This is a genomic window from Cupriavidus plantarum (assembly GCF_905397285.1).
Taxonomy (GTDB): domain Bacteria; phylum Pseudomonadota; class Gammaproteobacteria; order Burkholderiales; family Burkholderiaceae; genus Cupriavidus; species Cupriavidus plantarum.
On record NZ_CAJPUX010000001.1, the window covers coordinates 129,721 to 142,123 of the forward strand.

Sequence of the window (12,403 nt, forward strand, 5' to 3'; positions counted from 1 at the left end):
ATGTTCGCACGAATCTTCCTCAAGCGAGGAAGCAAACATGAAGGGGAGAGTCCATTCTGGATTTCTTTCTCGGACCTGATGTCCGCGCTGATGGTGCTTTTCCTCGTGGTGATGGCTGTGACGCTGGTTGCAGTAACACAAAGCATTGACGCAGCGACACGTGCGACCATCGAGCGAGCTGCGGCTATCAACAAAGTCATGGCAATGATTGCTAATGACCCGAAGAGCCGTGGCGTGGGCGTTGACCAACAGAACTACCGTATCGACCTAGGCAAAGAGGTTCGCTTTGATAGCGGCAGCTACACCATAAGCGTTCCAGCCGGGCAGTTCTTGCGTAGCTACATTCCAGTCTTGCTGAAGGCGAAAGACACCCCCGAGGGCAAACGCTGGATGCGAAGCGTCGTGGTTGAGGGCTTCACGGACGAGGATGGGACATACCTCTATAACCTGCAGTTGAGCCTAGACCGAAGTCGCAGCGTGGTCTGTGCTCTGTTTCAGAGTACTTCATCTGGTGACGCTCTGACCTCGGAGCAGCTCAGAAAGGCCCAGGAGCTGTTCCTGGTTGGAGGCTACTCTTTCAACTCCATTAAGAAGGACAAAGCAGCGAGCCGGCGGGTTGAGTTCAAGGTGGATTTTTGGGGGCTGGATGAAAGGCAGCCAGAGGCCAGTGACGTGCTCAAAGGCAAGGAGTTCGGAAAGTGCTAGCTGCTGCCGCGCTGCACCAGCTCAATCGGGACCTCATCGCCGCCATCGAGTCGATGGGGTTGCTTTCCGGTGAGTTTGGCAAACCTGAGCTCGTTGAGAAGCCAACCCGGGAAGCAGAACGCATCTTCCAAGGTTTTGCAGCAGCGAAGCCCAGGAAAGAAGACGCATACGCTGCTGCGCTGAGCTTTCTCAGAGGGAAGGAGCTCGACTCATGGCAACGAGACTTGGTGGCCTCTGCCATTGGCGAGCCTATCCGCGAGCAGGATGGCGCGATGGTGCTAGGGGGCAGGCGGTTCCCGGCGCTTTTGGGCTTGTACGAATCCGAGGCTAAGCGTGGAGACCTTTGGCGACTTACTTGGCACGGACTGCTGTACTCATACTTTAATTTCGACCCGAATCTTGCGAAAGATGATACGACTCGGTCCGGCTGGGAGGCCCTTCGGTCATTCCTCGAGAGGACTTGGCCCCTGATTGACAAACAGGCTGGGAAGAACCAGGTTCCGGATTGGGTCAACGTCCTTCGCAAGGAATCAGAGGTACTCTCAGCGAAGCCCGTCGACAAGTATTCGAACTTATATCTTCGAGGCGAAACCGGGCCCACCGACCAACTCGCTGAGGATTTGGGTATTCCGCCGTCGAGCTGGTTCTGGCACGCCCTGGTCCTTGGAGTGGTGCGGCGCGCGACTGCGGAGAGCGATGCGGAGTTCAGAAGACTCATTCCCCAACTACTCAAGCTAATCCAAGGAAAGCCTGGCTTCCGCGATGAGGCGTTGGAAGTCCTTCTCATTCGGTACCACGCCTGCAAGGGTGCCCCGCAAGACGAACGGCTACGGGACTACGTGTGTCAGCCCACGGTGTGGAAGAATCCGAAGCTGAAAGCAGCAGGGATAGCCACAGCCTGGAACAGAGTCCCTGACCCGGTATGGAAGATGGTGCTCAGTTGGGTAAATGAGCGAAATCTGAAGGACTTCTTCGACATATTGGCTGCCAGAAACAACGCGGACGAAGGTCGACTTGCTTTCTGGTCAAAGTATCTCAAGCAAATCGCTTGGACGAGGTTGGTGTTTGGTGCCGACACGATGGCACTCAAGCGCAGCAACCCCGGAATTCGGGACCTGATTGCTCGAGAGGAGGGCGCATATGCGCAGCTAACGAGCAAACCTGAGGTGGATGCCTTCATGATGCAGATTGGCTCCTATCTCATCATCGAGTTCAGCAAAAAGCCGAATGCATGCTACGTCTACCAGGCCGACCAGCTTCCGTTCGAGCCCTATGACCGGCACTACGAGGGAGGTACAGCTGACTTGGCCGCCGGCTACCGCCAAAACGTAGATTGCGCTCTTAGAATCGTGCATCGAGAAGGGTGGGGTGAAAGAGCAGAGGTCGAACTTCGTCAATTGGGAATTCGGCCCGACCGCGCGGAGGCGCAAAGAGTCTCGACTGCTGGCGCTGCTACTACTTCGGCGGCTGGGAGTCGAACTACGAGTTCCGGAGCAGTATCAGGACGTGCGGTGGCCACGTCCACAGGCCCGGACATGGCAGCGCTGCGGACATTGGTAGCTCGCTTCCGTGGCGCATCGATAGATGACAGGCGGAACAACGCAAGCGGCGGCAGGCTTTGGGTTGAGGACCCGCTGCAGAGGACGACACTCGGCTCGGAGCTAAAGGCGCTGGGCTTCAGGTGGGCAAACAACAGGCAGGCTTGGTACCTCCCGGAGAACTGATGGGGCTGTTCGACTTCTTTAAGCGGGCGGCCGCAGCCAAGGCCGATAAACCGACTTTGATGACCTCCTGGAAACTGGAGGGGGTGCGTATTGAGTTCGCGCGGGAATTGGCGGAGTCTACGGCCGACGGATTACTCGATGCCATACATGAAGCCGGTCCGGATGACTCCGTCTTGGGGGCATATCTGGCCCAGCTTGCAGCAGAAAACCGTTGTCGATTAGACCGTAAGGGAGCCCTAATTCCATGGGGTGACCTCTATGACTTGCAGGGTTCTGCGGAACACGTCGGCGCACTTAAGCTACTAGGCCTTCCTCCGCAAGGGCCATTGCGTCCTGTGCTTGACAGCTCGGGAACGCTGTCCGGTCAAGACTTCGAGCTTACGGTGACAGGATGGACCGATGGCGCCAAGCAAGTTCACCTGGAACGCTTGGATGGTGCGGTGGCGACAGTGCATGGCGAGTCGCAGATGCTGTCGGCCGCTGCATGGGCTACGGCAGCAGAGGTATCCGCATTTCGCAACCGAGATGATAGCGAGAGGACGCAACACGCCCAGGAGCTAGCCTGGGGCCGAATTCGCCGAATTGCTGACCGGGCTGGAGCCCTCTATGCGAGCCCCTACCTCGAGACGACCCTTGTTCTGACTCCCGACACGCTGCGGCTCCCTCTTTCAAAGCACGACACACCATTCGGGCGAGTACTGACCGTTTCTCCAACTTTTGAGGGAGCTCCCGACGGTTGGTTGACTGCTTTCGACGGGTTCAACTCGGTTCAGCCCCATTACGACCTCACGCGGGGCTCGGGGCGCATACGAGTTGTCATCTCCGAGCCAGTTCGGAAAGTGCTCAACGTTATCAAACGTGAGATGCCTAACCGCCGCGTAGCCGGGGCGAAGGCTGAGAAGTTTGTCCACAATCCGTTCGCATTCCTTGGTGACGCAGCACACGAAGTACTAAAGACGGATGAGTTCGAGGCAGACCGTGCGGAGGCCGGCGCGGTGGCGGCAGTATTCAACATTGTCGCTAGGACCGAGAACGGACGACTAAATGCGGTCGAACTCGTGGTCACGGAGCATTTCGGGGACGGTTCGGCTAGAACTGATTGCAAAGCCTGCAAGACTGTTGACGAACTGGATGCGTTCCTCCTGACGCTCAAGGAAGCGCTGGAGCAAGACCGGGAACGGTTTCCCTGGGACGAGTACGACCTGACCCTCGATGCAGAATCGACCGTGCAGCTTGAGCAGGGACTTCAGTTGGCCCACCTCTGGCGTACACAGCCAGCCGAGCGAATCAGCTTCGACGACGTCTATGAGCTAGACGGCTATAGTGGACGTGTCGAGGGGATTGGCGCAGCCAAGCCCATCTACGTTCCCGTTTTCCAGAAGGAGAAGAAGGAAGAGGGGGATAGCGGTTGGCTGCCATCGGACCTGACGCCGATGGTCAAGGTGACCCTGCAAGGGCACGAAGGCCAGGTGCTGGTGCCTCTCACGAAGGAGTGGGTGCGGGACTTCGACAAGCAGGTGCAGGAGGCCGAGGAAAAGGGGCTTCCAGACGTCAAAAATTCCAGTTTGCCGACTTCGATTGCCACCGCACAAGCGCGGACGCTCGCTGATAGTTTCAAGAGTATGGTCGAAGCCCAAGAGAGAGTTGAAGAAGAGAATACCTCTCAGGCGAAAAAGGAAAAGAAGGCCCGTCAAACGCTCTTGGTCAAGACCAATTTCCATGACGTTGACTATTTCGAGGAGCGCAGGACATCGCTGGCGCTGCCGGACGACTGGCAAGCCCAGTTGCCCAAGTGTCTGCGACCTGGCATTGAGCTCAAGAGGCACCAGCACTACGGTGTGGCTTGGTTTCAGCACCTGGTTTCGAAGGCTCCCGCCGAGTGCCGTGGTGCCTTGTTGGCGGACGACATGGGGTTGGGGAAGACACTGCAACTGCTGTCGGTACTCGCTTGGTACTATGAGGGCAACCGCAATGCCGCTCCCTCGGTCATCTTCGCACCCAAGAGCCTTCTCGAAAACTGGGCCAACGAATCCAAGAAGTTTTTCAATGACTCCTTTCCGGAAGTCTTGGTTCTTTACGGCGATGAACTGAAGGAACGTAAGCAACCGCCTAGCCTCATTGACAGCCAGCTCCGGGACAAGGGCATTGAGGACCTGCTGAAGCCAAGCTGGGTCGGAACGGCGAAGGTTATTATCACCACGTACGAGGTACTGACCTCATACGAGTTCTCGCTGGCCAAGCAGCCTTTTGCATTTCTCATTTGCGATGAGGCTCAGCGCATCAAAACCCCAGGGACGTTAGTCACGCTCGCAGCGAAAAAGCTGAAGGCCGATTTCCGCATCGCGTGTACGGGTACACCGGTGGAGAATTCGCTGGCCGACCTTTGGTGTCTATTTGACTTGGTCCAGCCGGGCTTGTTGGGTGCCCTGGAGGACTTTGGCAAGACCTATCGGCGCCCGATTGAATGTGAGACCGATGAACAGAAGGACACACTCAAGCGTCTCCAGACTGCCATCGCACCCCAGACATTGCGTCGCACGAAGGCTGATATTGCGGCTGACCTGCCGTTGAAGTACTTCGCGATGAAGAAGGCCGCGCAGACCAAGCTGGAGTTTAAGCCTGCGCTTGACACTGAAGAACGTCTGGAAATTGCTCTCACAGAGCACCAGCGCATCCTCTACAAAGGTGGCTTGAAGAAACTTCAGGACGCCGCCAAGGAGGCAAATGGGCGAAAGCGCGCACAGTTGTCGTTTGGTGCGTTACATCTCATGAAGGCGGTTTGCGCCGAGCCGTACTGTCTGCCGGGCACGAAATTCCTCGTCGATAGGTCTGGACGAGAAGTGCATCTTGCCAACTCGCCAAAATTGGATTGGCTTCTTGAGCATCTCGCTGAGGTCAAAGCGGCAGGTGAAAAAGCCATTGTGTTCACGGAGCTTCGCGAGGCTCAGGCAGCGCTGTACTACTTCCTCAAAGAGACCTTCGGTATCCGCCCGTACATCATCAACGGCGATTCTCAGGGCCGTCAAGGATACATAGACAAGTTTTCGTCAAAGCCGGGATTCGACGTCATCATCCTATCTACCCTTGCGGCTGGCGCTGGATTGAACGTTACCGCGGCAAATCACGTTTTCCACTTCACCCGTGCCTGGAACCCTTCCAAGGAGGCTCAAGCGACCGACCGGGCGTTTCGCATTGGGCAGGAGCGGGATGTCTTCGTGTATTGCCCGACCGTAGTTGCCGACGACTTCAACACGTTTGAAGTCAGATTAGATGAGCTTCTCAAGCGCAAAGCAGGTCTGGCGGGAGCAACCCTCGATGACGGAGGGTTGACGGCTATGCTGAATGGCGCCGGCAAAGACGCAAGCTTCAAGGAGCTCGTTGATGAGGGTGGCGCCGCCGCGGCCATCCCGAAGCGATACCTTACGATGGATGACGTCGACCGCATGGATGGTGAGGCCTTTGAGGTTTTTTGCTGCCTCTTATGGAACAAGCAAGGATTCCAGGCCACTGTGACACCCAAGGCTGGTGGAGACGGAGGAATCGACGTCGTTGCTCTCAGAGGCCGGGGAGGAGAGCTGCTCCAGTGCAAGAGCTCGAAGTCTGCCGAAGTTGGCTGGGACGCCATCAAAGAGGTAACGGCAGGCGCCGCGCGCTATCAAGCGCGGTTCCGTGGCACACAATTCCGTAGACTCGCTGTGACAAACCAAGCTTTTACGCGTGCCGCGGTGACTCAGGCTGAGGCAAACCAGGTTTTGCTAGTGACTAGGTCCCGTCTGGAAGAGCTTATAGGCGCTCACCCAGTATCTAATCATGAGTTTGATGAGGTCTTGAACGACCTCATCTGAGACAATTAACAGAAGCAAACGAAACCAAAAAGACCAAAAATGGATGCAAATGCCATCGCGCTGCTGGACATCTTCGAAAGGAAGATGCGACTCGAAATCCCAATGTTCCAGCGGCAGTATGTCTGGGGGCAGGAGCATCAGTGGGAGCCTCTCTGGGAAGATATATCGCGCAAGTTCACTGAGTTTATTGAGGACCGTCGGGACGCGCCAGTCCACTTTCTGGGTGCAATGGTGCTGGACCAGAAGCAGACGCATGTCGGTCGCGTCGAGAGACGGAGCGTAATTGACGGCCAACAGCGTCTGACCACGCTGCAGATTTTCCTCGCGGCATTTCGCGACTTCTGTCGCGAGGAAGGTCTCGAAGAGTTCGCCGAGGAGTGCGAGAAGTACACCCTCAACTCGGGCCGGATGGCTGAACCCGAAGTTGAGAAGTTCAAGGTCTGGCCGACTCTCTCCGACCGTTCGCAGTTCATGGACGTGCTGACGGCGGGCTCGAAACCGTCCCTCGAGAAGATTCATCCTCTCACTCGTCGACCGTACGCGAGAAAGTACAATCCCCGGCCCCGCATGGTTGAAGCGTATCTCTTCTTCCATGAGCAGATATTTGCCTACTTCAAGGGCTCGCCAGACGAGCCTCCGGTTGGCGAAGACATCGCGATGGAGCATCGCGTCGAAGCATGCTTTGAAGCGCTCAAGACAGCGCTGAAAGTCGTAGCGATTGACCTGGGCGACGGAGATGACGCACAGGTCATCTTCGAAACGCTTAATGCGAGAGGCGAGCCGCTTCTGCCGGCGGACCTCTTGCGAAACTACATCTTCTTGCGGGCCGCTAGATATGGCGAAAAGCAGGAAGAGCTCTACGAGCAGTACTGGTCAACGTTTGATGAGCCGTTCTGGCGCGAAGAGGTGACACAAGGTCGACTGCGTCGACCCCGAAGCGACCTTTTCATCCAGCACTACCTCGCCAGCAAGCAGGCGAGGGACATCCCAATCAAGCACCTATTCGTCGAGTACAAGCACTGGGTGGAGCGTGATAAGCCTTTCTCAAGCGTCCAGGACGAGCTTTCGGAACTTGCCCGGCAGCGTGACAATTTCCGGAAGATTTCGGTTTCTCACGAATCTCCTTTACTTGGTGACCTGGCCCATTTCCTGAACCTCTTTGATGTCAGTACGGCCTACCCGCCGTTACTGGCAATGCTCGACTTGAACGCCAGTGACGCTGACATGGCGGAAACGGCCAAGATGCTCGAGAGTTATCTCGTGCGTCGAGCCGTTTGTGGCGGTGAGACGAAGGCTTACAACAGAATCTTTATGGCTCTTACGCGGACGGTACGCAGCAAAGGAGCTACCGCCGAGGTTGTCCGCGCATTCCTGACGGCACTCCGGAGTGCGACTGATGAATGGCCCAGCGACGATGCTGTGTCCGCAGCTTGGATGAGCCGCAATGCATACCAGTCGCTCAACAATTTGAGGTTGACACACGTTCTCTGGCGCATCAGCGAAACGTATCGGTCGTCCAAATCAGAGAACGTAAGCACGAACTCTCCGCTCACGGTCGAGCACATTATGCCGCAAGGTTGGGTACCTCACTGGCCGCTCGCAGACGGCTCGCAGGGCGTTGAGCATGCGTGGTTCGCCGACGAAGCAGCGCCAGGAGTGGCCGAAAGCCGGCGCCGAAACGAGCTGATTCAGACGTTCGGTAACCTGACGCTTATCACTGGAAGTCTTAATAGTGCCTTGAAGAACAGTGCTTGGGCCACCAAGCGCGATGCGATTCTCACGCACTCCGTGTCACCGATAAACGGTGTGCTTAATCGCTTCCTCATCTGGGACGAGTCGACAATCGAGATACGCGGACGCGAGCTGCTGGACCGTGCGTTGATGCTTTGGAGCAGAGGCTAAGCCTGGTGCAACTGGATGAGAATGGCCTTCTCTGGTCCAGCAGGCTGAACTGTTATCAAGCCAGTACTTGAAACCTGGTGACGAAGTACGGTGCTCACCTCCGCGTCGGGCAACGACTGAGCGCCGGATAGCCTCAATTGGTGGAATTGGGGCAGGACTGACCTGCTCCCCGTGTTTAGTATCGTGACGGTGTAGAGTCCGTTCCCAGGAGGAACGGTCATGAAGAAGCGATTCACCGAAGAACAGATCATCGGCGTGCTGAAGGAGGCCGAGGCAGTGCTGAAGCACGCGGAGCTTTGCCGCAAACACGGCATCTCGGAGGCCACTACTACAACTGGAAGTGGAAGGCAAAGTTTGGCGGGATGACCGTGTCCGACGCGCAGCGTCTGAAGGGGCTGGAGCAGGAGAACAACAAGCTCAAACGCCTGCTTGCCGATTCAATGCTCGCTAATGTGCGAAGAATGGCCTCCACATGGAGGCCATTTTTTTTCTACAGAAGGTACCGCTCAGGGGGCTCTTAACCGTCGCGATGGCCGGCCCTGCCCGGGATCCATCACCAAACGAAACCGAAGATAACTAGATGGGATGCTTATCGCAATCGCGGTCTTACTAGATATTCATCTCATTGAAATTGGAAAGCCTCAATAACAAAATCCGCCACGGAGGCGGATTTTGTAGTGCTACGCAGGAGGCTCTTAACCGTCGCGATGGCCGGTCCTGCCCGGGCCCCATCACCAAAGTGAGTCGAGTATAGCCCGAGGCGCAGCCGATCACAAGATGTGGTCAGTGTCCCCCGTTATGGCGTCTACGGGGAACAACTCCTGCATCTCGGCCAGCGTCAGCTTCGAGTCTGCCGCCACCCGCTCGTAGAGGGAGAAAAGTCTCAGCCGCTCCTGCATTGCCTCGATCTCCGATCGTAGTTGCAACGATTGTGCTCGTTCAGTAGCCAAGCGCTCGGTGTCTTCGGCCCGGTCTCCTGCACCGATACCGTACAGTATTGCTTGTTTCAACTGCGTACGCGTATGGCCCCGCACGGCCGTGCGGAATGTGTGGTCCCGCGATTGACGGCGCGGAGAATTCACTACGAGTGGCGCGATGATACGGCTGGCGGTGATCGTCTGGATCATTGTGCAGATTGCCCAACTGGGCTTTCGGTAATCCGCCATGTTGGCCAACTGCGACGTCACCTCGACGGTTGCTTTGTCCGCGGCATCGGGTTGCTTCGAACTGACGGGGACTACCTGCACCAGATCTTCGGCGTTTCGCTGGAGGACTTGCGTCACGATGGCGAGTCGCCGCTTGGGCATGCTGTACAACTGCACGGTATCCACATAGCGCTTGCCGACTTCGATATCCCCGTTTGATGTTCCAACGGAAAGGTGTTGGCCGAACTCCACCTCTACGATTGCCCATGGGTGCAGCACCGCTCGAGCCTTCTTGTTGCGAACGGCGAGGATGTCCCTCAGGTAATGCTGCTGGTCGATTTGAGCGCGTCGAATGAGTCGGACGACATAGGTAGTCGGATCAATGGATGGCTGATGACGGACGCTTTGTACTTGCCACCGGTGTTCAGGGCTTCCAGCAAACTTCTTCGTGAAGAAGACTGGGTTCTTGGCTCCGGGGTCGGTGGGCAAAAGTACTTCATCGATGCCGTGATGAAGTTCGTATCCGAGAGGAACGTAGATACGAGCACCGGTGGCGGCCTCCACCGTGGCCTCTTCGTACAGGATGACGATCATCGTCGATGGGAACTGCTTGTTCCATGTCGGCTGCGCAAAAAGAAGGGCCTCCCGCTGAGAGGCCCTTCACCTTCTGCATCGTGTCGACAGGCCGACCGATGCGTGGCAGCAACTCTATGAAACGGCGCGGCGCGCGTAAATCGCCGCGCTACGAAATCGCCTTACTCGTTCACTCCGGCTGGATCCCCGCGTCCTGGATGATCTTGCCCCAGTGCGCCACCTCGGACTCATAGAACTTCTTGTGGCCCGCCGGCGAGAGGCGTTCGTCGGTGATCATCGTGATGCCGAGGGCCTCTTCGCGTTTGATGAGGTCGGGGTCTTTCAGGGCGGCGCGGAGGGCGGTGTTGAGTTTGGTGAGGACAGCCGGTGGCGTGCCATGCGGCGCGTAGAGGCCGTGCCACACCGTGAAGTTGAAGCCGGGCAGTCCCGCTTCGTTCAGCGTGGGGACATTGGCCAGCGCGGGAACGGCGGAGCGCTGGAGGCTGCTGACGCCGTAGGCCTTGACCTTCTTGCCTTCGATCTGCGGCGTGCTGTTGGTCGCCTGTTCGCACATCAGGTCTACCTGTCCGCCCATCAGGTCCGACATCGCCGGGCCGGTGCCCTTGTAGGGCACAAAGGTCATCTTGCTCTTGAGCATGCTCTGCAGCATCAGCCCGCACAGGTGCGAAGCCGAACCCACGCCCGCGTTGGCGAGGTTGAGCTTGTCGCCGTCGGCGGAGATCAGTTTCCGCAGTTCCGCCAGCGTGTTCGGTGCAAGCTGGGGTTTGCCGATCAGCGTCGAAGGCGCTTCATTGATCAGGCCGAGGAACTCGAGGTCCGAGGTCTTGTAGCCCAGCTTGCGGTACAGCGACGGCGCGGTGGCCAGGCCGATATGGTGGACGAGCAGCGTATAGCCATCGGGCGTCGCGCGCGCCACGCGGGCGGTGCCGATGGTGCCCCCCGCGCCCGTGGTGTTCTCCACCACGACCGTCTGGTTCAGTTGCTTGCGCAGGGCCTCTGCCACATCGCGCGCGATCTTGTCGCTCGGACCGCCGGCGGCGAAAGGCACGACGAGGGTGATGGGTTTGTCGGGAAAGTCGGCGAAGGCGATTGCCGGGGTGAAAGCGATACCACAGGCCACAGCGAGGCCTGCGGCGCGAAGGATCGCGCGCGGGTTCAGCATGGTGTCTCCTGATTGTTATGGTGGTACTGCCGGGTGTACTGCGGACTACAAACGACGAAACCCGCCTGCATCGCAAGCGGGGATCGGGGGAGATATCAGGCCGACAACGCCTGCATCACGCTATACAAATCGGACTTGCCCTCGAAGCCGATGCCCGGCAGATCGGGCATGGTCACGTAGCTGTTTTCAACCTTCACGCCATCGGGAAAGCCGCCATACGGCTGGAACAGGTCCGGGTAACTTTCGTTGCCGCCGAGGCCGAGGCCCGCGGCGATGTTCAGCGACATCTGGTGCCCGCCATGCGGAATGCAGCGGCTGGCGGACCAGCCGTGCTGCTTGAGCATGTCAAGCGTACGCAGGTACTCGACGAGGCCATACGACAGCGCGCAATCGAACTGCAGCCAATCGCGATCGGGACGCATGCCGCCGTAGCGGATGAGGTTACGCGCGTCCTGCATCGAGAACAGGTTCTCGCCCGTGGCCATCGGCTTGTCGTAGTAGTTGCGCAGCGTGGCCTGTAGCTCGTAGTCGAGCGGATCGCCCGCTTCCTCGTACCAGAACAGATCGTACTGCGACAGCGCCTTGGCGTAGGCAACCGCGGTGTCCAGGTCGAAGCGGCCATTCGCGTCGACGCACAGACGCTGGCCATCCTGCAGGATGCTCAGGATCGAATCGATGCGGCGCAGGTCCTCGTCGAGCGATGCCCCGCCGATCTTCTTCTTCACCACGGTGTAGCCGCGATCGAGATAGCTGCGCATCTCGTCCTTGAGCTTGCCATGGTCCTGGCCCGGATAGTAATAGCCGCCCGCAGCGTAGACGAATACCTTGCGGTTCGGTTTGCCGTCGCCATAGCGATCGGCCAGCAACTGGAACAGCGGCTTGCCCTCGATCTTCGCCACGGCGTCCCACACGGCCATGTCGATCGTGCCGATGGCCACCGAACGCTCGCCGTGGCCGCCGGGCTTCTCGTTCGTGAACATCGTGTCCCAGATCTCGTGCGGATCGAGGTTGTTGCCGGTCGCGTCGACGAGCGAGTCGGGGTCCGCTTCCATGATGCGCGGGATGAAGCGCTCGCGCATCAGCATGCCCTGGCCATAGCGGCCGTTGGAATTGAAACCGTAACCGACGACGGGCTTGCCGTCCCGGATCACGTCGGTGATCACGGCGACGAGGCTCAGCGTCATCTTGCTGAAGTCGATATAGGCATTGCGGATGGGCGAGCTGATCGGCAGCGTCTTCTCGCGAATTTCTACGATTCTCATCACGTCTCCATAGGTGCCCGCCGGACCAGGATGGCGGGAACGAGTCGGTAGCATAGGAGCCCGG

At 58.1% G+C, this 12,403-nt stretch carries 7 protein-coding genes and 1 pseudogene; 5 read left to right on the forward strand and 3 right to left on the reverse strand.

What is annotated here, in order from left to right; genetic code table 11:
• The 5 genes and pseudogenes from KHP16_RS00640 to KHP16_RS00660 form a co-directional block, all read left to right on the forward strand.
• The gene (locus KHP16_RS00640) at window positions 1-705 is read left to right on the forward strand and encodes an OmpA family protein (RefSeq protein WP_211959421.1); all 705 of its coding nucleotides are present in this window, start codon (window positions 1-3) and stop codon (window positions 703-705) included.
• The gene (locus KHP16_RS00645) at window positions 699-2,429 is read left to right on the forward strand and encodes an EH signature domain-containing protein (protein WP_211959422.1); all 1,731 of its coding nucleotides are present in this window, start codon (window positions 699-701) and stop codon (window positions 2,427-2,429) included. The genes KHP16_RS00640 and KHP16_RS00645 overlap by 7 nt, the downstream gene beginning before the upstream one ends.
• Window positions 2,429-6,274: an SNF2-related protein gene (locus KHP16_RS00650; RefSeq protein ID WP_211959423.1), complete on the forward strand. Its 3,846-nt coding sequence runs from the start codon at window positions 2,429-2,431 to the stop codon at window positions 6,272-6,274. Before KHP16_RS00645 ends, KHP16_RS00650 begins: the two co-directional genes overlap by 1 nt.
• A 39-nt stretch (window positions 6,275-6,313) precedes the next feature.
• Window positions 6,314-8,176, forward strand: a complete 1,863-nt coding sequence (locus KHP16_RS00655; RefSeq protein WP_211959424.1) for a DUF262 domain-containing protein — start codon at window positions 6,314-6,316, stop codon at window positions 8,174-8,176.
• Between the two features lie 219 nt (window positions 8,177-8,395).
• Window positions 8,396-8,628: pseudogene (locus KHP16_RS00660) on the forward strand (transposase); the annotation flags it as partial.
• Window positions 8,629-8,946: 318 nt separating this feature from the next.
• Here the strand turns inward: KHP16_RS00660 and KHP16_RS00665 are convergent.
• The 3 genes from KHP16_RS00665 to KHP16_RS00675 form a co-directional block, all read right to left on the reverse strand.
• Complete coding sequence (locus KHP16_RS00665; protein WP_211959425.1) at window positions 8,947-9,915, reverse strand: type II toxin-antitoxin system PemK/MazF family toxin; 969 nt, start codon at window positions 9,913-9,915, stop codon at window positions 8,947-8,949.
• Between the two features lie 169 nt (window positions 9,916-10,084).
• Complete coding sequence (locus tag KHP16_RS00670; protein WP_211959426.1) at window positions 10,085-11,077, reverse strand: tripartite tricarboxylate transporter substrate-binding protein; 993 nt, start codon at window positions 11,075-11,077, stop codon at window positions 10,085-10,087.
• 95 nt (window positions 11,078-11,172) lie between these two features.
• Window positions 11,173-12,339, reverse strand: coding sequence for a mandelate racemase/muconate lactonizing enzyme family protein (locus KHP16_RS00675; RefSeq protein WP_211959427.1), 1,167 nt, complete (start codon window positions 12,337-12,339; stop codon window positions 11,173-11,175).
• Window positions 12,340-12,403 lie beyond the last annotated feature (64 nt).

Bases quoted from the DNA above. Each gene is read 5' to 3' on its own strand.
- KHP16_RS00640 (WP_211959421.1), top strand. From the start codon at position 1: ATGTTCGCACGAATCTTCCTCAAGCGAGGAAGCAAACATGAAGGGGAG.
- KHP16_RS00650 (WP_211959423.1), top strand. From the start codon at position 2,429: ATGGGGCTGTTCGACTTCTTTAAGCGGGCGGCCGCAGCCAAGGCCGAT.
- KHP16_RS00655 (WP_211959424.1), top strand. From the start codon at position 6,314: ATGGATGCAAATGCCATCGCGCTGCTGGACATCTTCGAAAGGAAGATG.
- KHP16_RS00665 (WP_211959425.1), bottom strand. From the start codon at position 9,915: ATGATCGTCATCCTGTACGAAGAGGCCACGGTGGAGGCCGCCACCGGT.
- KHP16_RS00670 (WP_211959426.1), bottom strand. From the start codon at position 11,077: ATGCTGAACCCGCGCGCGATCCTTCGCGCCGCAGGCCTCGCTGTGGCC.
- KHP16_RS00675 (WP_211959427.1), bottom strand. From the start codon at position 12,339: ATGAGAATCGTAGAAATTCGCGAGAAGACGCTGCCGATCAGCTCGCCC.